At 58.4% G+C, this 24,404-nt stretch carries 26 protein-coding genes and 1 pseudogene; 16 read left to right on the forward strand and 11 right to left on the reverse strand.

What is annotated here, in order from left to right:
- Positions 1–49: 49 nt before the first annotated feature.
- Together AD665_RS20305 and AD665_RS20310 are read left to right on the forward strand one after the other, a co-directional pair.
- Complete coding sequence (locus AD665_RS20305; RefSeq protein WP_053193416.1) at positions 50–1,201, forward strand: mechanosensitive ion channel family protein; 1,152 nt, start codon at positions 50–52, stop codon at positions 1,199–1,201.
- A gap of 147 nt (positions 1,202–1,348) precedes the next feature.
- Positions 1,349–1,828 (forward strand): hypothetical protein, encoded by a 480-nt coding sequence (locus AD665_RS20310; protein WP_024778281.1) that lies wholly within the window; start codon positions 1,349–1,351, stop codon positions 1,826–1,828.
- A gap of 10 nt (positions 1,829–1,838) precedes the next feature.
- Here the strand turns inward: AD665_RS20310 and AD665_RS20315 are convergent, their stop codons facing one another.
- Positions 1,839–2,087 carry a hypothetical protein gene (locus AD665_RS20315; RefSeq protein ID WP_050593842.1) on the reverse strand — a complete coding sequence of 83 codons (249 nt, stop codon included), beginning with the start codon at positions 2,085–2,087 and terminating at the stop codon, positions 1,839–1,841.
- 127 nt (positions 2,088–2,214) lie between these two features.
- The gene (locus AD665_RS20320) at positions 2,215–3,450 is read right to left on the reverse strand and encodes an MFS transporter (protein WP_053193419.1); all 1,236 of its coding nucleotides are present in this window, start codon (positions 3,448–3,450) and stop codon (positions 2,215–2,217) included.
- A gap of 243 nt (positions 3,451–3,693) precedes the next feature.
- Between AD665_RS20320 and AD665_RS20325 the strand changes: the two genes are divergently transcribed.
- From AD665_RS20325 to AD665_RS20330, 3 genes and pseudogenes are all read left to right on the forward strand, one after another.
- Positions 3,694–4,593 (forward strand): AraC family transcriptional regulator, encoded by a 900-nt coding sequence (locus AD665_RS20325; RefSeq protein ID WP_024778278.1) that lies wholly within the window; start codon positions 3,694–3,696, stop codon positions 4,591–4,593.
- 108 nt (positions 4,594–4,701) lie between these two features.
- Positions 4,702–4,824 (forward strand): annotated as a pseudogene (locus AD665_RS27920) (LysR family transcriptional regulator); the annotation flags it as partial.
- Between the two features lie 175 nt (positions 4,825–4,999).
- Positions 5,000–5,485 carry a coiled-coil domain-containing protein 60 gene (locus tag AD665_RS20330; RefSeq protein WP_231995046.1) on the forward strand — a complete coding sequence of 162 codons (486 nt, stop codon included), beginning with the start codon at positions 5,000–5,002 and terminating at the stop codon, positions 5,483–5,485.
- A gap of 33 nt (positions 5,486–5,518) precedes the next feature.
- Here AD665_RS20330 and AD665_RS20335 read toward each other — a convergent pair whose 3' ends face one another.
- From AD665_RS20335 to AD665_RS20345, 3 genes are all read right to left on the reverse strand, one after another.
- On the reverse strand, positions 5,519–6,406 hold the full coding sequence (locus tag AD665_RS20335; protein WP_024778276.1) for a LysR family transcriptional regulator: 888 nt from the start codon (positions 6,404–6,406) through the stop codon (positions 5,519–5,521).
- Between the two features lie 6 nt (positions 6,407–6,412).
- Positions 6,413–7,099 (reverse strand): cysteine hydrolase family protein, encoded by a 687-nt coding sequence (locus AD665_RS20340; protein WP_024778275.1) that lies wholly within the window; start codon positions 7,097–7,099, stop codon positions 6,413–6,415.
- A 256-nt stretch (positions 7,100–7,355) separates the two neighbouring features.
- Positions 7,356–7,631, reverse strand: coding sequence for a hypothetical protein (locus AD665_RS20345; protein ID WP_024778274.1), 276 nt, complete (start codon positions 7,629–7,631; stop codon positions 7,356–7,358).
- Between the two features lie 650 nt (positions 7,632–8,281).
- Here AD665_RS20345 and AD665_RS20355 point away from each other — a divergent pair.
- Positions 8,282–8,644 (forward strand): BrnA antitoxin family protein, encoded by a 363-nt coding sequence (locus AD665_RS20355; RefSeq protein WP_053193420.1) that lies wholly within the window; start codon positions 8,282–8,284, stop codon positions 8,642–8,644.
- 52 nt (positions 8,645–8,696) lie between these two features.
- On the opposite strand, the gene AD665_RS20360 is transcribed toward AD665_RS20355, so the two are convergent.
- Together AD665_RS20360 and AD665_RS20365 are read right to left on the reverse strand one after the other, a co-directional pair.
- Complete coding sequence (locus tag AD665_RS20360; RefSeq protein ID WP_080686217.1) at positions 8,697–9,542, reverse strand: TIGR03915 family putative DNA repair protein; 846 nt, start codon at positions 9,540–9,542, stop codon at positions 8,697–8,699.
- The gene (locus tag AD665_RS20365) at positions 9,533–10,753 is read right to left on the reverse strand and encodes a putative DNA modification/repair radical SAM protein (RefSeq protein ID WP_024778270.1); all 1,221 of its coding nucleotides are present in this window, start codon (positions 10,751–10,753) and stop codon (positions 9,533–9,535) included. Before AD665_RS20365 ends, AD665_RS20360 begins: the two co-directional genes overlap by 10 nt.
- A 117-nt stretch (positions 10,754–10,870) precedes the next feature.
- Between AD665_RS20365 and AD665_RS27445 the strand changes: the two genes are divergently transcribed.
- The 8 genes from AD665_RS27445 to tal all read left to right on the forward strand — a co-directional run bounded on the left by AD665_RS27445 (position 10,871) and on the right by tal (position 19,274).
- Positions 10,871–11,041: a YhfG family protein gene (locus AD665_RS27445; RefSeq protein ID WP_122319437.1), complete on the forward strand. Its 171-nt coding sequence runs from the start codon at positions 10,871–10,873 to the stop codon at positions 11,039–11,041.
- Complete coding sequence (locus AD665_RS20370) at positions 11,041–11,661, forward strand: putative adenosine monophosphate-protein transferase Fic (RefSeq protein ID WP_024778269.1); 621 nt, start codon at positions 11,041–11,043, stop codon at positions 11,659–11,661. The genes AD665_RS27445 and AD665_RS20370 overlap by 1 nt, the downstream gene beginning before the upstream one ends.
- A gap of 142 nt (positions 11,662–11,803) precedes the next feature.
- Positions 11,804–12,346: a hypothetical protein gene (locus AD665_RS20375; RefSeq protein WP_024778268.1), complete on the forward strand. Its 543-nt coding sequence runs from the start codon at positions 11,804–11,806 to the stop codon at positions 12,344–12,346.
- A gap of 63 nt (positions 12,347–12,409) precedes the next feature.
- Positions 12,410–13,132: a metallophosphoesterase gene (locus AD665_RS20380; RefSeq protein ID WP_024778267.1), complete on the forward strand. Its 723-nt coding sequence runs from the start codon at positions 12,410–12,412 to the stop codon at positions 13,130–13,132.
- Between the two features lie 147 nt (positions 13,133–13,279).
- Positions 13,280–14,275, forward strand: coding sequence for a tRNA dihydrouridine(20/20a) synthase DusA (gene dusA, locus AD665_RS20385; protein ID WP_053193425.1), 996 nt, complete (start codon positions 13,280–13,282; stop codon positions 14,273–14,275).
- 168 nt (positions 14,276–14,443) lie between these two features.
- The gene (locus AD665_RS20390) at positions 14,444–16,180 is read left to right on the forward strand and encodes a DEAD/DEAH box helicase (RefSeq protein ID WP_024778222.1); all 1,737 of its coding nucleotides are present in this window, start codon (positions 14,444–14,446) and stop codon (positions 16,178–16,180) included.
- Positions 16,177–18,165, forward strand: coding sequence for a UvrD-helicase domain-containing protein (locus AD665_RS20395; protein ID WP_024778221.1), 1,989 nt, complete (start codon positions 16,177–16,179; stop codon positions 18,163–18,165). Before AD665_RS20390 ends, AD665_RS20395 begins: the two co-directional genes overlap by 4 nt.
- A 182-nt stretch (positions 18,166–18,347) precedes the next feature.
- A complete protein-coding gene (gene tal / locus AD665_RS20400; protein ID WP_024778220.1) occupies positions 18,348–19,274 on the forward strand; it encodes a transaldolase in 927 nt (308 codons plus the stop codon).
- A gap of 218 nt (positions 19,275–19,492) precedes the next feature.
- On the opposite strand, the gene rssC is transcribed toward tal, so the two are convergent.
- The 3 genes from rssC to AD665_RS20415 form a co-directional block, all read right to left on the reverse strand.
- Positions 19,493–19,975, reverse strand: a complete 483-nt coding sequence (gene rssC / locus AD665_RS20405; protein ID WP_024778219.1) for an anti-sigma factor antagonist RssC — start codon at positions 19,973–19,975, stop codon at positions 19,493–19,495.
- Complete coding sequence (gene rssB / locus AD665_RS20410; protein ID WP_024778218.1) at positions 19,975–21,156, reverse strand: two-component system response regulator RssB; 1,182 nt, start codon at positions 21,154–21,156, stop codon at positions 19,975–19,977. The genes rssC and rssB overlap by 1 nt, the downstream gene beginning before the upstream one ends.
- Before the next feature lie 343 nt (positions 21,157–21,499).
- Positions 21,500–22,189 carry an MlaA family lipoprotein gene (locus AD665_RS20415; protein ID WP_024778217.1) on the reverse strand — a complete coding sequence of 230 codons (690 nt, stop codon included), beginning with the start codon at positions 22,187–22,189 and terminating at the stop codon, positions 21,500–21,502.
- A gap of 202 nt (positions 22,190–22,391) precedes the next feature.
- Here AD665_RS20415 and pcrP point away from each other — a divergent pair, with 202 nt between their 5' ends.
- Together pcrP and AD665_RS20425 are read left to right on the forward strand one after the other, a co-directional pair.
- Positions 22,392–23,012, forward strand: coding sequence for an HAD superfamily inactivated hydrolase PcrP (gene pcrP / locus AD665_RS20420; protein WP_053193428.1), 621 nt, complete (start codon positions 22,392–22,394; stop codon positions 23,010–23,012).
- Between the two features lie 111 nt (positions 23,013–23,123).
- A complete protein-coding gene (locus AD665_RS20425; protein ID WP_024778215.1) occupies positions 23,124–23,387 on the forward strand; it encodes a DUF4404 family protein in 264 nt (87 codons plus the stop codon).
- A 184-nt stretch (positions 23,388–23,571) separates the two neighbouring features.
- Here the strand turns inward: AD665_RS20425 and queF are convergent, their stop codons facing one another.
- Positions 23,572–24,402, reverse strand: coding sequence for an NADPH-dependent 7-cyano-7-deazaguanine reductase QueF (gene queF / locus AD665_RS20430; RefSeq protein WP_053193430.1), 831 nt, complete (start codon positions 24,400–24,402; stop codon positions 23,572–23,574).
- Positions 24,403–24,404 lie beyond the last annotated feature (2 nt).

Raw genomic sequence — 24,404 nt, forward strand, 5'->3', positions numbered from 1 at the left:
TACTCGATAGGGCCGGAATCCGAAACGCAACGGCGCAGGTGACCGATCCATGGACTCAAGCTCCCTTGAAATCTTTACCGATACCCAGTTGCTGGGCATCTCCATCGCCAACTGGCTGCTCGCCCTCGGCGTGATGACAGTGAGCTTTATCGTCGCCAGGGTGAGCATCGGCTTCCTCCTGAGGAATGTACGGACCCGGGCGCAAAAGCCGAACGCCTATCTCAGCCACATCGCCGTCGAAGTGCTCTCCAGCACCAGCAACACTCTGTTGTTGCTGGCCTCGATCCTGATCGGCATCGGCGTCCTGGACTTGCCGGCGCGTTGGCTCGGTCGGGTCAGCAGTCTCTGGTTCGTAGTGGCGGCCCTGCAGATGGGACTGTGGGCCAACCGGGCGATCGCCCTAGCGCTCCTGCATTATTTTGCCCGCCACAACCACACCGAAATCCATCAGAAAAGTGCCCTGGCGACCCTTAGCCTGTGGGGCGCGAAGGTATTTCTCTGGGGCATGGTGCTATTGGCGATGCTCTCCAACCTCGGTGTGAATATCACCGCGTTTATCGCCAGCCTCGGCGTCGGCGGCATCGCCGTGGCGCTCGCGGTACAGAACATCCTCGGCGACCTGTTTGCCTCGCTGTCCATTGCCGTGGACAAACCCTTCGAAGTCGGCGACTTCATCGTCGTCGGTTCCCTGGCCGGTACCGTCGAACACGTCGGCCTGAAGACCACACGGATCCGCAGCCTGGGCGGCGAACAGATCGTGATGGCCAACGCGCAGATGATCAGCACCACCATCCAGAACTACAAACGGCTTCAGGAACGACGCATCGTTTTCGAATTCGCCCTGCCCCTCGACTGCTCCACGGAACAGCTCAGGCAGGTGCCGGTCATCGTCGAACGCATCATCAAGGCGCAGGAAAAGACCCGCTTCGACCGCTCGCACTTTCGCGGTATCGGCCAGAGCGCGCTGGAATTCGAAACGGTGTATATCGTGCTGGACCCCGGCTACAACATCTACATGGACATCCAGCAGGCGATCAACCTGGGCATGATGGAAGAATTCGCGAAAATCGGCGTGCGCTTCGCGATTCCTGCGCGAACCGTTCACGTCGCTTCGCTGCCGCACATGACTGCGCAACCTACCAAGGAAAGCGACCACGAAATCTCGACGCAGGCGACGCCGAAATATCAGGTACGGCGCTAATACCAAGCTGAGATCAGGTTCAACCGGAACCCCGTGGGAGCGAGTTTGCTCGCCCCTACACTCCAAAGCCTTCCCCTGACCCAGCGCAACTGAACAGCTGCCCCCATCAACTAAGCTCACCTCATCACTACGACAGGGAGCATCGACATGAGCAAGGCAGACGAGCTGGCAGCCAAACTGAGGCAGACCCGGCAAAGCCGTGCCGACACTGATAACAACGCTGATTTGGCGATTGAACATTGGCCCGCCCAGGTCTATGAGCTGTACCACCAGATCGAAACCTGGCTGGCGCCGGTCTGCGAGGCTGGGCTGACGATTCGGCGCAATCCCACTCACGTGTTCGAAAGCCATTCCAGCGGATCGACGTACAACTACGCCATTGATCAACTGGTGATGGAAGGGAACCATCACCGCATCGAGCTCGACCCGATTGCCCGCTTCTCCTCTCATGGAGAGGGCTGTATTGAAATCCACCTGAAGGGGCAGACACGCTGCCTTCTGCGAAGCGTCGGTGCGCATGGCGAATCGCGCTGGCATGTCCAGTCGAGCGTAAAACCGCAGCCCGAGCCCGTAGCACTGGACGAAGATGCGCTGCTTGCACTGGTAGAGGAAGGTTTGGGGCTTTAACCCACGCGGTTCAATTGCAGGCTTGAGAGGGCAACTGGAATGTCACGCCGTCACCGACTTCAGTGTCCGGCGACTTCATTTGCGCCATCGGGCGTCTCAGCAGAACATTCAGGGCGTTGTCGATCTCGTCGGCCGCGCCTTGTGCATGTTGGGCATTCGCCCAGCTCCAGTAGTGATCGGACATCAATCCGCCCACCGCCTGGGCGCACAGCTCATCGCTGCAGATACCCATTTTCCCCGCCGCAGCAATAACGGCCATAAGGGCTTGCTCCAACTGGGAAATTCGTTCGCTAGACACAACTGACGGCTCGATAGATCGCAAAAGTAGAGCTTAGCAAGATATCAATAGGCCACCAACCGCAAGCGCTCAACGGTCACCTGAATGCTCAGCCACCTGCCGCGCCAAATGCCGCAGGCTCCGGCATCGCTGTCGATTCCCGAGCCGCAGCACGGGCGGCCAACACGGCCAGGATCGCAGCAACGCCCAGCACCGCCGCGCTGGTTTCGAAGGTCGCCTGGTAGCCGTTCAAATCAAAAAGGACGCCGCCGACCGTCGCGCCAGCCCCGATGGCGAGCTGGACGATCGCCACCATCAGCCCGCCTCCGGACTCGGCATCGTCCGGCAGAGTCCGCGCCAGCCAGGTCCACCATCCGACAGGTGCGGCAGTCGCCACCAGCCCCCAGAACCCCAGCAAGACGGTCGTGGCAACCACGGATGCGCCGAACCCCACCAGCGCAATGGCAATCGCCGCCATCAACAACGGGATAGTGATCAGGATCCGATACAAGCCATTTTTCAGGAATGCGCCAATCAGGAACGTGCCCAGGAAACCGGCCACGCCGATGACCAGCAACATGAACGAAAGCAGTGACACGCTCACTTGGGTCACGCTTTCAAGGAACGGGCGCAGGTAGGTGAACAGCATGAACTGCCCCATGAAGAACGAGCTGACCGCCAACATGCCCCACGCAACCGGCGCGCGGGTCATCAACCTGAATACATTGCCGCTGCCGCGTTGGGTTCGAGTGCGCCGTACCGGCAATGTCGGCATCCGCAACAGCAGCCAGACCAGGGCAATCGCTGCAACCGGCACGATGCAGAAGAACGCGCCACGCCAACCGATGATCGCTCCCAGGAAGCTGCCCAACGGCGCCGCCACCACCGTCGCCAGGGCATTGCCGCCATTGACGATGGCCAAGGCACGGGGCAGATGATTGTCCGGCACCAGTGCCATGGCCGTGGCCGCCGACAGCGACCAGAAGCCACCGATCGCCACCCCGATCAAGGCGCGCCCCACCATGAACGTCAGGTAATCAGGCGCCAGCGCGACCACCGCCCCGGAGAGGATCATCAGCAGCGTCAGACCCGACAGCAGCCATTTACGGGCGACCCTGGCCGCAATCGAGGCAATGAACAGACTGGTGATCAGCGCAAAGGCACCGGAAACGGCAATGCCCTGGCCGGCTTGCCCTTCGCTGACATGCAGGTCCGCCGCGATCGGTGTCAGCAGGCTGACCGGCATGAATTCCGACGCTACGAGTGCGAACGCGGCGAGCGCCATGGCGAGTACAGCACTCCAGGCGGGTTGGCCGGGTGATCTCGGCAAAGGGGTATCGGTCATCGGGTAGGTATCCTGTCGCTGGAGGTGGCGCTTTTGCCGGGCAGCAAGACCGGGTCGCTCATGACCTGGGAAACACACGGCAGCTCACGATCATTTCAGCGGTTATCTCCAGATGACCGGTAGAGTATTTCTCTGTGATTCTTGCCCGATTCTGTGAACCTGCACGTACCCTATGGTCAACGCTTCGCTTGGCGAGGTAATGTTCTGCCTAAAGCTCTCAAGCCAACATGAAGCCTGCCCACCATGACGATCCGCCGCACATCATTGCAAGAGACGCTCGCCGACACTATTGGCGCGCGGGCCCTCCGAACGGGAGACTTTGAAACATCGATCGCCGGCCTCAGCCTGTTTCGGCGTGAAGCCCCGACGCCGCCTGCCATTTGCATGATCGGACCAAGCATCGTCCTTGTGGCCCAGGGTGCAAAACAACTGTGGCTCGGCGGCGAGGCCTTTGGCTACGATGCCTCGCGCTTCCTGATCACCTCGCTGGACCTGCCCGCCGATTCCGAGGTGACCCAGGCCAGCCCGGAGCAGCCCTGCCTTGGCCTGGTCTTGAAACTCGACTTGCGCCTGGTCGCCGACCTGGTTGCCCAGGGCAGCCTGGCACCCGCCCGGGATCGCCCCGTCGGGGTCGGTGCGAACATCGGCGCGGTGACGCCCGATCTGCTCGCGCCGTTCGTACGCCTGCTGGCCCTGCTGGATGAGCCGGATGCAATACCGGTACTGGCGCCGCTGATCCTGCGCGAAATCCATTATCGACTGCTGATGAGCGAGCAGGCCGCCCGGCTGCGGCAGATCGCCTCCGTCGACAGCCAAGGCTACCGGATCGCCAAGGCCATCGACTGGCTGAAACTGAACTACACCGCCCCCATCCGCGTGGAAGACCTCGCGGCGAGCGTGCAAATGAGCGCCCCGACGTTCCACCATCACTTCCGCCAACTCACCGCGATGAGCCCGCTGCAGTACCAGAAATGGCTGCGACTGAACGAAGCAAAACGTCTGATGCTCAACGAACGCATGGATGTGGCGAACGCGGCCTTCAAAGTGGGCTATGAAAGCCCCTCCCAGTTCAGCCGCGAATATGGCCGCTTGTTTGGCGCGCCACCCAAGCGGGATATTGCCGGGCTACGGAACAAGGCTTGATGCAAATCATCCTGTGGCGAGGGGATTTATCCCCGCTGGGTTGCGAAGCAGCCCCTAGACAGCCAAACATAATCTATCTGGTACATCGAGGCGCCAGGGTTCAGGGCTGTCAGGGCCGGGGGCGACGAATGGAGCACGCAGTTGGAGATTCGCTCGTACTGTGCGATTGACAATCGGAACCCGACGATGCGCAAGCTGTGGAAGACGTTGGAGGGGGCTTCGTTGCGATAGCCGGCAGACGCTGTTTGAAGAGACGAACGTACGCTGTCAACAAGCGGGAATCGACGTGCCTGGTCGTCTTTTTCCCGGGAATACACTCTTTAACAATTCTCTGTCCCAAAAGATCTAAAGGCGCTAAACCACATGCCGATAGCTTTCCAGTATCCAACTCATCCAGGGACTGAACATGATTACCGGCGCACCGACCTACAACAGCAGCCAACCCTCCGTGTTCAGCGTAGAGCCAAATAAATCAGCGGATGAAATATCGGAGGCATCGGCAACCAAACCGTCTACCGGCACGCAAGTTGAAGGGGTAAAAGTGACGCTGTCAGGCGTTGGCCTCCAAAAAGCCGCGAATGAACGCTCCGCCAATGCCAACAAGGACATTGAAGAAAGCGGGTTGCCTGACCAGGTGCAGAAGCTCCTGAAAATGATTCGGGAGTTGAAGCAGAAAATCCAGGAAAAGCAGTCAGAAATGCAGGCACTCATGGCCGATCAGAGTATGTCCCCGGAAACCAAGCAGACGAAAATCAGCGCGTTGCAGACGACGCTCTCGACACTCACCGCCAGCCTGATGACAGCGAGCGCCTCCCTGGAAAAACTGAGCAAGAATGGAAGCCTGTCTGCCGCCCAGGTACAACAAGCCGCCAAGCTGGCCATGAAAAGCTGAACCCGTTTCCCGGAGGACATTTCCATCCCCCACTCAGAGTTTTCCTTCGTAGTACTGGGCCATGTGATCAACAAACACGCGGACCTTGAGGGGCAAGTTCCGGGCATGAGGGTACAGCGCATAGTAGTGCCTCATCCCCAGGGTGTATTCCGGCAGAATCCGCACCAACCTTCCCGTCAGCAGATCGTCCCGCACCGTCGCCAGGGTGAACGCCGCGATTCCCCCGCCTGACAAGGCGCACGCGTGCAAGGCGGTGATGGTGTCCGTATGAAAGGCACTGTCGCAATCCAGTGTCATCGACTCCCCTCCCTCGCTGACCAACGACCACTGGGTGGCCGACGCATACGTCAGTAGCCGGTGCTCATTGAGCTCTACGACGCTGTGCGCAAGACCGTACTTGGCTACATAGCTCGGCGCCGCCACCAAGACTTGCGATGACACCCCGAGCAAACGGGCGACCAGGCTGCTGTCGGCCAACGGCCCGCAGATCCGCAACGCCACATCGACCCCATCGGCCACCAGGTCGACAAGGGGATCGGAGCAGGACAGGTCGACCTGGATGTCCGGATAGCGTTGCTGGAAGACCGGCAACCAATGGGCCAGTTCCAACGTACCGGTTACCAGCGGCACGCTGATCCGCAGCAGGCCGGAAGGACGCTCCTGCTCCTGAGTGGCGGCACGGGAGGCGGCCTCGACGCGGTCCAGGATATCCACGCAAGCCGCGTAGTACCTTTCGCCGGCAGCGGTCAGGCTCATGCGTCGGGTATTGCGATTGAGCAGACGCACGCCCAAGGCGCTTTCCAATTGCTGCAAGTGTCGCGACACCGAGGAATGAGTGGTGTCCAGCCGCTCAGCCGCGGCTGAAAAACCTTGGGTTTCCACAATGCAACGGAACACGCCCATGGCGAGCATCTGATTCATATCGACTCAGCGTATCGGTAAATTGATGATCTGCTCGGTGGTCATGACATCACCGAAGGTATCCTCGACTTCAGCCAGCGCGGCCTTGTGCAAGGCGTCCTTGTCGATGGCATCACCGTTGACCCGGGTAATCGCGCGAGTCGCCGATGCGTCGGAGGCGACCAGTACGTTGTAGCCCAAAGGCGCCGCATCCCGGGCGGCCCCCGCCACACACGCATGGGTCATGAGACCGGAAATGATCAGGTTCTCGATTCCGGCACGCTTCAGACGCTTGTCCAGGTCGGTACTGCCGAAGACGCTGACGGTGGTTTTCTGCAACACCACATCCTGGGCCCTGGGTTGCATGTCCGGATGAAACTTCACGCTTTCACCGTCCTTCGCGAACACCGCCGAACCCGCAGGGGCGATGTGTTGGACATGGAAAACCGGCATCTTGTGCTCATCGGCAAAGGCAATCAGCTTACGGGTATTGGCCAGCGCAGCCGCGCCATCAGGAATCGGCATCTTACCGGTGAAGTATTCGTTCTGAAAATCGATCACCAGTAACGCGGTTTTACCAACAGGCAACTGGCTGGTCGGCGTTGCGCCTGACATGGCCCGGATGGTTGGGTGGTTTTCAGCGAGTGCGCCGCTGCTGGCGACAATGCCGGAAAATGCACAGGCGGCGAGGAAACGGCGGGTGAATCGTTGCATGGGAATTTCCCTTCCTGGTTGTTGAGGGAAGGAATGCTAGAAAGAGGTCCCGCGCTTGAACACAGTGGGGACGGCACAGGACCTGTTCGGGATTTGCACAAATAAAGCATTTGCCGGTGGGCAGCATTCACCGTATTCGTACTGGTGATGAACTGACCTGGCTTTGAGCGGAGCGGATCTGAGCGAAGGGTCGAAGCTGACACTTTTTACGAATCGGCACTGAAAGCGGGCGGCCCTTCACGGTCGCCCCACTTCGTTATGACGCCAGAACCTGCGCATGCAGTCGGCGCCCAATGACATCCAGCAAGTCACAACCGTCGCGCAATGGGATCGCCAGTAACTGGGCGAAATCGTGCAAGACCACGGCGTCAGTGCTGATGTCGGAACGCATTGCGAGGTTTTCCAGCAGTTGCGTGACGGCGGCGATGCGATAGGCCGCAGTGTCGTGGAGCACGTCCAAGGGTGCTTCCGTGTCGATCAGGAGGGCGTGGTAGTTATTTTCGATACCGGTGATGGGCATGTAGCGAGACATGGTTGTTTACTCCTGCGAGATGGCTGGTCAGCTGCAAACCTGGGATTGGGTCATTGCTGGCGAGAAGAAAGAATCCGGGTTGGAAGTCTGGATGATTTGCAGGAGGTGCAAAGCGATGGACCGTTTTGGATTGGCTACGGTTTTCGGAGCGTTGACGGTGGGCGTTTTCATTGGCTGATTTCTCTAGGTTAGAAAAGAGCTGCCAGCATCACTTCCACATGATGAGGTGGCAGCTGTACGCGGGTGTGGAAGACCGAGAACCTAGGACCCGGCGCACCCGGAGGTGCCCCGCGTACAGCCGCCGTAGTTTAACAACAGACACAAAAAAGGTGTCTGCCGTTAGTTCAACGACGGTACGCGCCAGGTTTTCGCGAGGGCTTCCACACCCTGCCGCTGAATGTGCAGCGACAGACCAAACTTAGCGTGAGGGATGATTCGCGGATAGTCGGCGGGGGGCGATGCGGATTGCGGGAAATTTCCGATAGGGGAGTCCATAAATGTCCGGGAGGCGTGGGAAATCACAACGACTTACCCTGATACGAATTGGCTCTCAAATCCGTAGATGAAAACAAAAATTTCGTCGTATGGTTTGGGCGCAGCCATCCTTCGCGGCAAGCAATGAACAGCGCCAGTATCTGGAGGGTTGAGCCATGAAAGAAGAATACGATTTCAGCAAAGCCAAGCGTGGCCCGGTTGCGAGCAGCAAAGGCAAAACACGCATCACCATCATGCGGGATGACGACGTGATCGAGGCTGCTCGCGAATGTGCCGAAAATGCCGGCGCTGGGTATCAAACCGTTATTAATAATCTATTGCGTCAGGCCCTGATACCTCAGACTGCCCACCATTTGGCGCCAGTAGCTCAAAAGCGGACCCGAATAGACAAACCCTACGCAAACGGCGTTACCCAAGCCGACGTGAAAGGCTTGGAAAAACAGTTGGCCGCTATGGCTGAAGAATTACATAAGATGATGGATTCGCCCAAGCCCGGCAAGGCCAAGGCATCGGTATAAGCTGAAACCTCCCGTCACTCAAACGCAAAGCACAGCCCCCGGCCCAGGGGCCTCAGCCATTGCCACCCCAAACGATCCGCTTCCCCACCTTCTCCCCCACCTCCAACGCCTGCCCATCCCGTTGCTTTCCCTGCCTCGCCAGCCCAACCAGCCGGGGAATCAGCTCCCCCTCCGGCAAGTGTTGCCAGAATCGCCCGGGCATGTGCTGTCTGAGTGCCTGCGGATTGACCCGCGCCGGGTTGAAGGTGTGTCGATAGTAAGTACGCCATAACTCGGCGTCCGGGTCTTCTGCGTGACGCGCCCACTGCTGCCAGGGCTCAGGACATTGGCGCTGATAATCCAGGGCCTGGCCATCGAACCGGATGCCATCGCGAGGCGTCGCTATCAGCCAGCGTTGTCGGCCCAGTCGCTCGGCAAAATGGCCGCTCGCGCTTTCGAGGATGTCATGGGCCGGCTCGTGAAAGGCTACGAGGTCCAGTTGCAACTGCTCGGCGAGCGCCTGCGGCAAGGGTATGAAGCGTACAAACGCATGGAGATGATGGGCCTCGCGGTTGACTTGCCTGATCCGTCGCTGCAATTCGCTGCCCAGGCGATCACCGGCGAGCATCGCCGTGCGATCGCCATGGGCGACGCGCCAGAGCACTTCGTACAACAGGCTCCAGCGTTGTTCGCCCTGGTAACGGCCAGCCTGCTCGAGCTGGGTCAACAAGGCCGCCGGCACTCGCGCTGAGAACGGACCCGGGCCTGACGGCAGCGGCGTCGGCATGGCCAGCAGGTCGGCCATGGGGCCTTGGGTCCAGGTCACGTCAGCGGGGTCGATGCCGTGGCCAAGCAGCTTGCGGGCCTGATCTCGCCATACCAGGAAATCGTCCTGGCAATCCAACGCGATCATCCCCACAACCCCATTTGCATGGGCCCTTGGGGCTCACGCAAGCGCGCCCGCAGCAGGCCGCTGCGCATCTGAGCGTCGACGGGCCGGTAGTCGCTGGTGACGATGAACGGTCGCGCCTTTTCCAGCACGCAACGCAACTGCACCAGATCGTCGTAGCGGACCCGTCGTTCCCGGCGCAGCGCCACCAGGCGTTGCACGCTGCGCAAGCCAATTCCCGGAATACGCGCCAGCAACGCGGGTTCGGCACGGTTGACGTCGAGGGGGAACACCTCACGGTTCGCCAGAGCCCAGGCCAGTTTGGGGTCGATGTCCAGGTCCAGGTTGCCGGCGCCCCCCAGGATTTCACCCGCCTTGTAGCCGTAGCCGCGCATGAGGAAGTCAGCCTGGTACAGCCTGTGCTCGCGCAACAACGGCGGCGCCGCCAATGGCACGCTGGCGGGGCTGTCGGGAATCGGGCTGAAAGCCGAGTAGTAGACCCGCCGCAGGCCATACCCCTGGTAGAGCGATTCGGCATTCCGCAGGATCGCATGATCGTCCGTGGCATCGGCCCCGACAATCACCTGGGTGCTCTGCCCGGCCGGGGCAAAGCGAGGCGCCCGCGCTTCTCCGGCCACTGCTTGCTGGCCCTGATGGATGGTGCCCATGGCCTGGCGGATCGTGACCAGTTGCTTCTCCGGCGCCAGGCGCTTGAGACTGGCCTCGCTGGGTAATTCGATGTTCACGCTCAGGCGATCGGCCAGCCGCCCGGCCTCCTCGATCAGCAACGGATCGGCATCGGGAATGGTCTTGAGGTGGATATAGCCCCGAAACTGATGCACCTCCCGCAACAGACGCGCCACGCGTACCAGTTGCTCCATGGTGTAGTCGGCCGACCGAATGATGCCGGAACTCAGGAACAGCCCGCTGATGCAGTTACGACGATAGAAATCCAGCGTCAGGCGCACCACCTCCTCCGGCGTAAAGCGCGCCCTCGGCACGTTGCTGGAGCGGCGGTTGACGCAGTACTGGCAGTCATAAAGGCAGAAATTGGTCAGCAGCACCTTGAGCAGCGAAACGCAGCGCCCATCCGGCGTGTAGCTATGACAAATGCCCATGCCGTCCGTGGCCCCCAACCCGTCACGACCGCGAGAGCTGCGCTTGGGTGCACCACTGCTGGCGCAGGAGGCGTCATACTTGGCAGCGTCGGCGAGAATGCCGAGCTTGGCGATCAGTTGCATGGGAGGGCTCTCGATACTGGTTATGCATACAGTATTTGGAGAAGCAGGGCGATGCAAGCGCCATTGGTCATCGGTGGGTTATAATCCATTCACCCACGCGATTTGAGGTCCAGCCCCATGGGCACTATCAGCCTTGAAACCAAGAAGGCCTACGCGGCCAGGACACGTCGGTCCAACTATGCGGCCAGCCTGCGCCTGGAAGGCTTCAAAGTGACCTTTTCCGATGGCGAATGCAAAATGCCGACCCGTGAAGAAGTCTTGAAGACCTTCACCAAGACCAGAACCTGATGCCCGACAAATATGGGGTCGGTGAAGACGCCTATTGCTACCCGGGCTCCACTGTCCTTCGCAACAAACTCGATATCCGCGACGAACCCACCTTGAGCGAAGCCGAACAACAACTCACGGCCATCGCGGCGGACCATGTCGAATTCAACCCTCCCCCTTACGACCTGGCCTACCTCCAGAACATCCACCGGCAACTCTTCTCGGATTTGTACGAGTGGGCCGGAGAACTGCGCACCGTCGGGATGGCCAAGCAAGACACACGCTTCTGCCAGCCGCAGTTCATGGAAAAAGAAGCCGGGAAAATTTTCAGCAACATGGCCGCCGCCCATTGGTTCGAAGGACTGTCCCGGGCGGACCTGATCGTTGCCGTGGCCGATGCCTATTCCGATATCAACGTCGTCCACCCCTTTCGCGAAGGCAATGGACGTGCCCAACGCATTCTCTTCGAACATCTCATCATGAATGCCGGGCTTGAAATCAGTTGGTGGGGCATCGAAAAGGAAGAGTGGATCTTTGCAAACATTGCAGCTTACAACTGCACACTTGGCCCCATGGTGCAGGTGTTCGAGAAGTGCATTGGTCAGGCGATTCAAGCCAGTGCAGCTGATGCCGCCCCATGAACTGATCGCACTATCATCGACTCGCTCAACCCCTGCACCCTTCGAAACCGCATCGATTTATTTCATCTTGCGGGTAGGTCAGCGATAAACTCGACAGCCATTGCATGCCTCGACGCTGCAGATCATTCTCAAGGACTCTAGTATGACTCTCTTGCCGTCACGCTCCCTCTTCTTTGTCTCCAGCCTCATGGCCAGCACTTTGTGCTTCGCCGAAGCTGAACCGGCCGATGGCAGCCTCATCAAGGACTCGACCAAAGCCGCCGTTTCATCGTTCATCACGGCTGGGAAGAACCTGTTGGGCGGTGTGAGCGAAGGTGTACTCGATGGCCGCGAATCAGCCCAGGGCACCGATGGCGCAGCGATCATTTCCTCCGGCGAACAAATGAAAGATCGGATCGGCGTCGAGGTGCTGAAACTGGAGCCCAGTGATGACAACCTTACAGTCACTCTCGGTTTCAAGAACAGTACCGACACGCAACTGCGCCTGATCAACCTCAGGCAGACGGGCGTCTTGCTGGCTATCGACCAGGCAGGTTATGCCAACAGCCTCAAGGCAATGGAAAACCCGGATGAAGTTACTGTTCCACCCAAGGCCGCCGTGCGGCAGAAGTTCATCTTCGATGGGCAGAACGAGCCCATCAGTTCTGTACGGGTGTGGGGCCAGGACTATCAATTGAAAAAATAATGTTATCGGGCCAGAAGAGCGAGCAAGCTGCTTCTTCTCCCCTCTCCACATGAAATGCCGACGATGAACACGATCAGAACGTTCTCCCCCAATGGAAAAGGCCGGGACTTTGTCGTAGGTGATGTCCATGGACACTTCAAACTTCTGAAGTCGCTTTTGGTTAACGCCAATTTCAAGGCAGAACGGGATCGTGTTTTCTCGGTTGGCGACCTGATCGATCGCGGCCCGGACTCCCTGGACGTGATGAACTGGCTCACGGAGCCCTGGTTTCACGCGGTCCGAGGCAATCATGAACAGATGCTCATCGACTGTGTGTCCGGACAGGGCGACATTGCCAGGCATACCCGAAACGGCGGGGCCTGGCTCTATGAGCTGGCAGCCACGACCCAGCATGAACTGTCCAATGTCCTCCAGGGACTTCCGCTGATCATTGAAGTTGACCTGGTAGACGGAAGAAAAATGGGCATCGTGCACGCCGAAGCTCCGTTACTACACGACGATGGCGACTGGCAGACTGCCAAAGACGCCTTGTCCGGACATTTTGGAGAAGACAGCCGCCACCGCGCCCTGAAAACAGCTCTGTATGCCCGGGGAAAAATCGAACAGCAGAATAATGACCCCATCAGGGGAATAAGCCGGCTTTACGTCGGGCACTCAACCGTATCGAGCGTCACCTGCCTGGGTAATGTCGTCTACATCGACACCGGCTGTTCCTTTCACGATGGGGCATTGAGTCTTGTGGAAATCAATGCGGACACCACAACCTGCATAACAATGCGCCCATAATCGAATACGGAAACGGGTACGACACTTCGCCTGCACGTGTCAGACCTTGAAACGCGCCACCAGGCATTGCGCGATCCTGCAGCTTCAAACCTCGCAGAGCGCTTTCCTGATAAACTGCGGCCTTCCGCCTTCCCGTCCAGATATCCGATGTCTCTATACCCAGCTCCCCCGCAGCCCTTGTCCCGCCGTTTCAGCGTTGCCCCGATGATGGACTGGACAGACGCCCACTGCCGCTACTTCCTGCGCATCCTCTCCAAAAACGCGCTCCTCTACACCGAAATGGTCACCACCGGCGCCCTGCTCAACGGCGACCATGAGCGTTTCCTGCGTCATCACGAAACCGAACACCCCCTGGCGCTTCAGTTGGGTGGCAGTGTCCCGGCGGATCTGGCCGCCTGCGCGAAGATGGCCCAGGAGCATGGCTACGACGAGGTCAACCTCAATGTCGGCTGTCCAAGCGATCGGGTGCAGAACAATATGATCGGTGCGTGCCTGATGGCGTATCCGGGGTTGGTGGCCGATTGTGTGAAGGCGATGCGTGATGCGGTGTCGATCCCGGTGACGGTCAAGCATCGGATCGGGATCAACGGGCGGGACAGCTATGAGCAGCTGTGTGAGTTCGTTGGCACGGTGCGCGAGGCCGGTTGCACGAGTTTTACCGTGCATGCGCGGATCGCGATCCTGGAGGGGCTGTCGCCGAAGGAGAATCGTGATATCCCGCCCCTGCGCTATGACGTGGTGGCGCGGTTGAAGGCGGATTTTCCGGAGCTGGAAATCGTGCTCAACGGCGGGATCAAGACGCTTGAGGCGTGCCATGAGCATCTGCAGACCTTCGACGGCGTGATGCTGGGGCGCGAGGCGTACCATAACCCCTATCTGCTGGCCGAGGTCGATCAACAGCTGTTCGGCAGCACCGCGCCGGTCATCACCCGGGCCGAGGCGCTGGCACAACTGCGACCCTATATTGCCAATCACTTGGCCGCTGGTGGGGCGATGCACCATATCACCCGTCATATGTTGGGCCTGGGCACTGGTTTTCCAGGAGCGCGACGGTTTCGGCAGTTGTTGTCGGTGGACATTCACAAGACCAAGGATCCGTTGGCGCTGTTGGACCAGGCGGGGCAGTTGCTGGAGGGGCGTTAATACGCGCATCTGAGGCAAGCATCGTCCTAGGTGAAAATTCGCTGAGCTGCAGTTGCATTCAATCGTGCGATCGGGTTCGCGTGAGGATATTGGATCCATATCGCTCGCGCCTCGCTTCAACAGTATGCAACACTGTTGTGCCATCACCGTTCAGGGACGAATATCGCCATGCAAGGGCAGCATCCGCTTATTAAAAAGCTTTTTAAATTTATCTATGCCGAGCGCGATGCGAACCTTCAGCAACTTTTGCAAACCTGGCAGCGCCCCTTGCATGAGAAGCTTGAAAAGGGTTTGACTCAGGGCTTCACGCACCTAGAAAGAGCCGACAAAGCTACTTGTCTTTGGGCGCACCTTGATGAGAGCGAATCACGCTTTCGTGAAGGGGATATGCTGCGTTTGCACCTTGGCGATCCGTCTACCGGGCTGTTGTGCGCCAGGATGACCTTTGAACGCGAAGAAGAAGGGCGATGGCTGCTGAGCGAGAAACTGGCTAATACGGTATGGGACAACTACCAGGGCGGACCTTGCTATGCGGATATGGACGCGCTGGATCTGACGCCCCGCTATGAAAAGACCCTGGAAGATATTGCAGATTCAATCAATACCGACAACCTGATTATCCCGCTGCTCGGCGATGCGCCAGCCATCACGTTCAACGACGCGGACCTAGATTACGCTGAACGTTTCGCCATCCAAAACAAGTGTAACGAACATCAAGCCCGGGCTGTCGCCATGGCCTTTGCCGCTGAGCAAATTGCTTGCATCCAAGGCCCACCCGGGACCGGCAAGACCCGTGCACTCGCGCTTATTGCCCAGCTACTGGTCGAGCGTCAGGAACGGGTATTTGTCACCTCTCACACGCACATGGCTATCAACAATGCCCTTGCAAAGATTGCCGAGCGCAACATACCAACGGTGAAGATTGGTGGCCGTCCTGAGGATGTAAGCAAAACCGTTGACTGGGCAAAAACACCCGCCGATTGGGAGAACCTGCCTGCGGACGGCAGCGGCTATGTCATTGGCGCGACTCCGTTCGCCACCTGCAGCCAGCTTGAACATTTCAAATTCGACACGGTGATCTTTGACGAAGCCAGTCAGATTACCCTCCCCCTCGCGCTGATGGCCATGCGCAAAGGTAGACGCTTTATCTTCATTGGAGACCAGAAACAACTGCCGCCGGTGCTGTTGTCCCAGTCGGTCCTTTCTGGCGAATCGATGTCGATCTTTGGCCGTCTTACCTCACAAACAGCCGACCACACGGTCATGCTTGAAGAAACCTACCGGATGAATCAATGGTTGACCGAATGGCCGGGCCAAAATTACTACGAAGGCAAGTTACGTGCGGCGGGCCCCAATAAAGACCGACGCTTCAACTACGTTGAGGTCGAGTCCCCGATGGATCGCGTCTTTGATCCAGAGGCAAGCGCCATATTTATTCCCACGACTGACAGAACGGCAAAAACCCGAAACTTTCGGGATGCTCAGCATGTACTTGAACTCTGCAAAGTCGCCCATGCCATGGGTGTCGCCCCGGCAGATATCGGCATTGTCACACCTTACCGGGCTCAGGGCCGGGCGATTCGAACGTTATTGACTCGTCATTTTGGACGCGAACTCGCCCAAACCATCGTCGCAGATACCGTTGAACGCATGCAGGGGCAGGAACGCGAACTTATCATCGTGTCATTGGCCAGCGGCGATGAGGCATTCCTTGGTGCTGTCGCAGAGTTTTTCTTCCAGCCTGAGCGACTGAACGTTTCCATCACCCGGGCGATGACCAAATTGATCATTATCGGGCCTGAGCTGGCCCAGGGGATTGAGTGCAGTAACAACGTTACGCAGCTATGGGCCGATGAGTATTTGAGTCTGATCAGTCGATGCCGCAAAGTGGTACTGCCCCTATGACACTCTTTATCCCTGAATGGCAGCGCAGCACTGGCGCCTATGTTCACGTTAAACGTACGTTGCGCAAACTGGATGATAACCATGTTGTACGCCAGTGCCTCGCTCGGGAAGCCTGGGCCCCTGACTTCTTCCTCCAACATGCACAACATCAATGGCTGGCTACTGTGTTGTGTGAAACCTCTTTTGACACACTAGACCCCGATCAACTGTTCACCGCTACCGAACAACAGACCTTTACAGAGCTGGTTTCGCACCTCGAAGCGACTGAGCCCGACAAGATGCCGGCCGGGCAGCGACTCGGCAAACTGATCATCATGTGGAACTGCACGCCCGAACAGACCAAACGCCTGTGGCAGCACTACTCAACGCCTGACGGCCCGCGGCTCATGTCCAAGAGCACCTTTATCGAGCTTGGCCACGAACAATTGCCCAAGTTATTCAGCTCGCTGAGCCGCGAAGCCAGCGACACGCTCATGGGGCACTATTTTCCAGAAGCCGAAATACCGGCAATCTGCACGACCCGCCGGCATTTCTCACGAGATAACTCAGCAAAGACCACACGTTATTTCCTGGACACACAACAAGAGTGGGCCAGTAAGTTGGACTTGGAGTTGCCTGAGGAACAAACGCAAACCTTGAATGATTTCTCGGTGCGGCTGGTCAATGGCGTTGCCGGAAGCGGAAAGACATTGATTGCCGCTAACCGGGCGTTGATCTTGGCGAAAAAATTTCCAGATCAAAAGATATTGATGCTAATCCACAATGTGCCGGTGGTTAAAGACCTCAAGCACCGCTTGAAAAAGGCCAGCCCGGAGGGTTTGCCGCGCAACCTGACAATCGTGACCGCGCTGGCATGGATACGACAGCAATGGGTGAACCATTTTGAGTTGCAACCAGAGATGGTATTCCCTAAAGAAGTCACCAGCCAAATTGGCCATTATCGGAAATCCTTTCCGGACTTGAAGCCCGGGAATGAACAACTCCTGGACGAGTTCGACTTCATCAATGAGTCATTGATTAGCGACGAGCAAGGCTATCTGGACGCCGAACGCGCCGGCCAAGGGTTTGCCTTGCGCAAGGAAGAACGGGGCCAGGTATGGGCGCTCTACGGGCAGGTCACTGATGCATTGCGCAAGCAAGGCTCTCGTTTATGGAGTTCATTGTCCCGGGATCTGTGTCTGACGAAGCTCGACAAGCTCGATAAGTATCAACACATCCTGGTAGACGAAGCCCAATTCTTCGCGCCGACCTGGTTTCAACTAGTCAAAAGCACCTTGGCCGACTCAGAAGGCAGCCTGTTTTTATGTGCCGACCCCAACCAGGGCTTTTTGAAAAGCCGACTCAGCTGGAAGCGTGTCGGCCTGGATGTGGCGGGTAAAACAAAGAAGCTTCATCACTCCTACCGAACCACTCAGGCCATACTGCGGGCAGCCGGTCTTGTTTTGGCCGAATTTACCCAAACCGACCCGGACGATTATCTGCAGCCTGATTTCAATGGCATGGACGAAGGCATCGCCCCGCTATTGATCCGATCGGACACACCCCAGGATGCGGTTATACAGGCCTGTAACGAGATAGCCGGCTACTTGCAAACCCAGCAGATCAATCTATCGAACATGCTTGTGCTATATGGCCGGGACACCAATAAGAAGCTGCTGCTCAAGGCGTTGAGCGATCGATTCGGTTCGCGCAAAGTCTGGGATCTGAACAGCATGGAGTCCGTTCATGTGGACGCAGATAATCTGCGTGTTTCCACAGTGGACACCGCTACAGGGCTTGAAGCCAGTATCGTGTTGCTGCTGGGCCTGGAAAAGCTCATGAGAGAAACGGCTCAAGAGGGCGTGCTTTCTGCCCAGGAGCGGGAACAGAATTCGCGCAAACTCTATATGGCAATGACAAGGGCGGGCCAGCGATTGATTCTGATCTCGACGACGCTACTACCAACAAGTATTGCGGACCTGTTCTTGAACACACAACATGCATGACCATCAGGCGATCGTGTTGAACCTGCACGCGGTTTTGGCATCGTATCTACCGGTACCTGCCCCGCCCTTTCAAACAGCCGTTTTCAGGTTGTTGCCACAGGGGCCATCGATCCCCGCACACGCCCTTGAGTGGCCGCCGGCCCTCGGGTAATGTCAACAGACCCACAGGACAGAGCACGCTCATGACTTCCAAGCTGGAACAACTCAAGCAATTCACCACCGTCGTGGCCGACACCGGCGACTTCGAAGCCATTGCCCGCATCAAGCCGGTAGATGCCACCACCAACCCTTCCCTGCTGCTGAAGGCCTCGGCGATGCAAGGCTATGCAGAGCTGTTGAACGCCTGCGTGGCGGACTGCAAGGGAGATGTGGGACTGGCCAGTGACCGCTTTGGTGTGGCGGTCGGACAAGAGATCCTGAAGGTGATTCCAGGGCGCATTTCCACCGAAGTGGACGCGCGCCTGTCGTTCGATACCGACGCCATGTTGAAGCGTGCCCATCGCCTGGTCGAACTGTACGACAAGGCCGGCATTGGCCGTGATCGTGTGCTGATCAAGATCGCGTCGACCTGGGAAGGCATTCGCGCCGCGGAACAGTTGGAGCGTGAAGGCATCCAGTGCAACCTGACCCTGCTGTTCTCTTTCGCCCAGGCCGCGGCCTGTGCCGATGCCGGGGTGTTCCTGATTTCGCCGTTCGTGGGACGTATCTACGACTGGTACAAGAAGGCCAATGGCAACGACTACACCGGTGCCGATGATCCTGGTGTCCAGTCGGTGACACGCATCTACAACTACTACAAGGCCAATGACTACAAGACCGTGGTCATGGGCGCCAGCTTCCGTAACCTCAATCAGATCGAGCAACTGGCCGGCTGCGACCGCTTGACCGTCAGCCCGGAATTGCTTGAGAAGCTGGCCGCTGACGAAGGCAAGCTGGAGCGCAAGCTGGCACCGGGCCAGGCCGGTGAAGCACGCTTGAGCCTCAATGAAGCGCAGTTCCGCTGGTTGTCCAACGAGGACGCCATGGCAACCGAGAAGCTGGCAGAAGGTATCCGTCAGTTTGCCCGGGACCAGGAGAAGCTTGAGGCGTTGCTACAAGCCAAGCTCTGAGTTGATTCACAGGCATGCAAAAGGGGGCGAACCTTGATGGGTTCGCCCCCTTTTCATGTTGGAATGGCTTGGCTTCGCACTGAGGGATTGGACGACAGAACAGACGTCATCGCGAGCAGGCTCGCTCCCACAAGTTTCGCGTAACCCTCATCTGAGTACAGCCCAATCCCTGTGGGAGCGAGCCTGCTCGCGATGGGGCCCGCCAGGTCATCCCAGGATCAGGGACGTTCCAACGCGTTCACCAGATCATGGAAAGCTTCACGATTGGACTCGTTCAGCCCCATGAGGATCTTGTGGGCTTCGAGCACCTTGACCCGCACTTCTTCCTCGGACTGGTCCTGGTCAGGCAGGTCATCCAGGCACTCAGGGCACGGCACCGGGTCACTCACGATGTTGAACACCTGGTCGAACCCCATCGATTGCAACAGACGGGTAATGTCGTTATGGGTGGTGACGACGGTGGGCAGCAGGCCAACCTTCTGCCGCGACAGGATCGATAACTTGGCCAGCAGGCCAAGGGTGGTGCTGTCGATGCTGCGGGTTTCAGTCAGGTCGATCACGATGGCGCTGAAATTCAGCGCGGTGAAGATCCGCTCAATAGTCGCATCCAGCGCCGAACACAGGGTCAGGCGCACTTCACCGACAAACTTCAGGACAAATGTGCCGTCCTGCTCGGCGAACTGGATTCTACCAGTACTCATCAAAGGTTCCTGCTCAACACTAACAGGGCGATATCATCCGGCATCTCCCCTAGCGTGGCTAATCCAAACACTTGGCGCAAGCCTTCCAGGCTGCCGCCCGCTGCACTCACCCGCTCAGGCAAGGCCGCTTCTTTCTCTTTGAGTGTAGGTTCTGTCAAAAGATCCAGAATGCCATCAGACATCAGCGTCAAGCTGAATACCGGCGGCAATTCCAGCACGTGGTCTTCGTAGGTCGCCTCGTTGAACAGGCCCACCGGCAAACCACGCCCTTCCAGATACCGAACGCTGTCTGGCGTGTACAACACAGGCAACGGCAGGTGACCGCCGATGCTATAGGTCAACAACCCTGTCTCCTCGTCGATAACTCCACCGACCATGGTGACGTGTTTACCCAGCTTACAACTGATCAGGCCCCGGTTGATATGCCCCAGGACCTCGGAAGGCTTGAACTCCGGCAGCGTACCGTTGCGCTTGGATTCGAACAGCAACCGCGTGGTCATGAACTTCAGCAGCACCGTAACGAAAGCCGACGAAGCACCATGGCCGGAGACATCCGCCAGGTAGAACGCCACTCGTCGCTCATCGACCCGGAAATAGTCAACAAAATCCCCCGACAGGTACAACGACGGGATGATCTGGTGGGCAAAACGGAAATCGCCGACGGCCCAGGGGCTGACCGGCAGCATGTTCATCTGCACCTGGCGCCCGGCGTTCTGGTCTTCCTGCAACAGGTTGAGGCTGGCTTCCAGCTCACGGTTGGCCGTTTCCAGCTTTTCGCGGTAACGCTGGTTCTCAACCAACAGCCTGGAACGGTCCAAAGCCCGGCGCACCGAGTGCTCAAGCACCGCCAGGTCTTCGAGGGGTTTGATCAGGTAATCTGCCGCGCCCAGACGCAATGCCTCGACCGCGTCATTCATCACACCCGCGCCCGAGACCACTATCACCGGCGTCTGCGATGAGATCTCGGTGACCTGGCGAATGAGTTCAAGTCCGCCCATCTGCGGCATGCGCAGGTCGCAGATGACCAAGTCGGGCTTGTCTTGCTCGAATACCTGAAGACCCTGTTGGCCGTTGCTGGCCTGCAGGACGCTGAAACCACTGTCTTCCAAGTAGGCTGCGAGACTGGCTCGCACCACTTCGTCATCATCGATTATCAGCAGCGTGGCACTGGTTTTTGGCATGTGGGCAAACGGCGCCAGAATTAGGTTGGCGTAGCCGGCTGGGCCATCTGGCCTCGCACGCACTACTGGATTCGCTTTCTAGCCACTCTGTCGTACCGGCTTCAGGCCTTTGCCCTACACACTATTACATCAGAGGTGCCCTTCTAAGGCGCAGACGGTACTCCCATCCGCGGGGCGTTTCAAGCTCATGCGGATAGCCGCTTGCCGTCTTTATTTGTCAAAGTACAGAGAGTTATAAGAACCGAGCGAAGCGTAACTCAATGGAAGGTCAAACCGACCAGACAAAGCGCAAAAGTACGGAAGGCGGCCATCAAGGCCGCCTTCCATTTGTTTCTGGATCGAATCAGAAATCGTCTTCGACCTGGCCATCCTTGACCTTGAACTCGCGGTTCTGCAGGTAAGCGTTGCGGATGAACACGTACTTGTCGCCCCTCACCAGTTTCTCGGCCGACAACAGGCTGGCACGGGTATCGACGACGTTCAGGCCGAAGATCGAGTTGCGCACCGACACATTGTCAATGTAGGGATAGGGCGTGGTGTAGTTATCGACGAGCTTGGCCGGTGCATCGCGCAGCGTGCTAGGCCCCAGCAACGGCAGCATCACGTAAGGACCGCTGCCCATCCCCCAATAGCCGAGGGTCTGGCCAAAATCTTCATCGCTACGCTGCAGGCCCATTTTGGTGCCTACGTCGAAGAAGCCCAGCAAGCCGAACGTGGTGTTGAAAATCAACCGGGCTGTGTCGACCCCGGCGGCGGCCGGCTTGGCTTGCAACAAGTCATTAGCCAGGTTGCCCACGTCCCCGATGTTACGGAACATGTTGTGGATGCCGTCCTCAAGGAACTGCGGCGTCACGTATTGATAACCCTGGGCCAGTGGCTTGAGCGCGTAAGTATCGACGGTGTCGTTGAAGGTGAAGATCGGACGGTTGATGCTTTCCCAAGGATCTTCTTCCGTAGCGGCCTGAGCGGCAAACGGGACCAGCAGCACACTGGCGGAAAGAAACAGCTGAGCTAGGCGATGGCTCCAGCGCATAAGGGAAAACTCCTTGGTTTATTCGAGCAAGGGCGCCGAGCCCAGGCGGTAGGATGCCGCTAGTATAAGGTGGAAAGCGTCGATAGGCAGCATGGAAAAAGAAGCTGCTTGTAGGACGTTTCCATGACCAACCCTTTCATTTCTCTGTCACAGGTCTGTCATTGAAACCCGTTAGGCTCGGCTTATTTCAAGGACGATCCCCATGCCCCGTGCCGAAGCCCTGCCTCTCCCCGCTCCCAGCCTCACCGCCGTACTGTTTGGCCTTAGCGGATGCCTGGTGGATTTCGGCGCGCGCATTCGCCACCCAGGGGCAGCACCGGCCGAACACGCGCAACCGACACCCGGCGCCCTCGAGAGCCTGCGGAACCTGCAACGTCAGGAAATCCCCTGCGCCTGGCTCGATGAACTGCCGCCAGCCGTCAGTCATGACCTGGCGGCGTCGTTACCGGCGTGGATCAAATCGCCGCAACTTCCTGCAACAAATAATCCGTGGCCGGCCCCTCATGCCTGCTGGCAGGCACTGATGGCGCTGAACGTCCAGCAATTGGACGGATGTGTATTGGTCAGCGGCGAACCCCGCTTGCTGCAGTCAGGGCTCAACGCCGGTTTGTGGACCATCGGATTGGCCTCCTGCGGCTCGCTGTGTGGCCTGACACCCAGCGAATGGCAAGCCCTGAGCCAACAACAGCGGGAAATCAGGCGCGCCAAGGCCACGGTAGAGCTGTTTAGCCTGGGGGTGCATTCGGTCATCGATCATCTGGGCGAACTGGATACCTGCCTGGCGGACATCAGTTTGCGTCGGATCAAAGGCGAGAAGCCCTGACCGGGATCATGCAGGGAGCGTGAGTGTGGATTACTCTTAGGACATGCCATGGACTTTTGACGCACTGTCGCGATCCATGGCTGTGCTTATCAATTATGGGAGTTAATGCCAATGGCGCGCCTCGAACTGCAAGAACAACTCAATGCCCTGCGCGAGCAATTGGACCAGAACCCGCCCCTGTCCGAACCTGAGCGCGAAAACCTGCAACAACTGATGGCTCAGATCGAAGCCGAAATCCAGCTGGAGAACACCCTTCAGAACACCAACCTGGTGGATGGCGTGAACCTGGCCGTGGAACGCTTCGAAGTCAGCCACCCAGCCGTTGCAGGGACGTTGCGCAACATCATGCTGACGCTGGGCAACATGGGGATCTGAAACACCGGACAAAGAAAGCCCCGCTCCATCGATGGCGGGGCTTTTTTATACTGCAACCTGAAATGCCATCTTTGTGGGAGCGAGCCTGCTCGCGAAGACGGCAGCACATCCGACCTCAATGCTGTCTGATCCATCGCTATCGCGAGCAGGCTCGCTCCCACAGGGGATCCCCTCTGCCAGGTGGTTACTGACGAACCAGCCGCAGGTTCGGCAGTTGCACGCTTTCAGTGCTGCGATAGGGGTTGATGTCCAGCCCGCCACGCCGGACATACCGCGCATACACCGTCAATTTCTCCGGCTTGAGCAAGCGCTGCAAGTCGAGAAAGATTCGCTCCACACATTGCTCATGGAAATCCGAATGCTGGCGGAAGCTGACGATGTAAGCCAGCAGGCTGGCCGGGTCCAGCGCCGCGCCGCGGTACTCCACGACAACACTGCCCCAATCCGGCTGACTGGTCACCGGGCAGTTCGATTTGAGCAAGTGACTGTGCAGGCTTTCTTCGACGATGCGCGACTCATCGCATTGCAATAGCTCGGGACGGGGATGCGCGTAGGAGTCGACGCTGATATCCAAGTCGTCTATGCAGACACCGGGCAGCGCCACGACGCCCTCACGTTCCACGTCCTTGAGGCTGCGAACCCGCACCTGCACCGGTTTACCCGCAGCAGCCGAGAGGTCCTGGCGCAACGTCGCTTCCAGGCTTGCGGTATCGGCGAACGGGGTCTGGTTCAGCGAGTTGAGGTACAGCTTGAACGACTTGGACTCAATGATGTTCGGTGAGTCCGCCGGAATCGCGAATTCACCGATCGCCACCACCGGCTTGCCGGACGGCAACAGCCATGACAGCTCGAAACAGTTCCAGAAATCCACGCCCTTGTACGGCAGTGTATCGGCCGTCAGGCCCAACTCCGCCCACTTTGCGGTGCGCGGGATCGGGAACAGCAGGGACGGCGTGTACGTGGCGATGTATTCGCTGGATTTGCCCAGCGGCGAATGTTCGGCTGCGGGATGCATGA

The organism is Pseudomonas corrugata (assembly GCF_001269905.1).
Lineage (GTDB): Bacteria > Pseudomonadota > Gammaproteobacteria > Pseudomonadales > Pseudomonadaceae > Aquipseudomonas > Aquipseudomonas corrugata.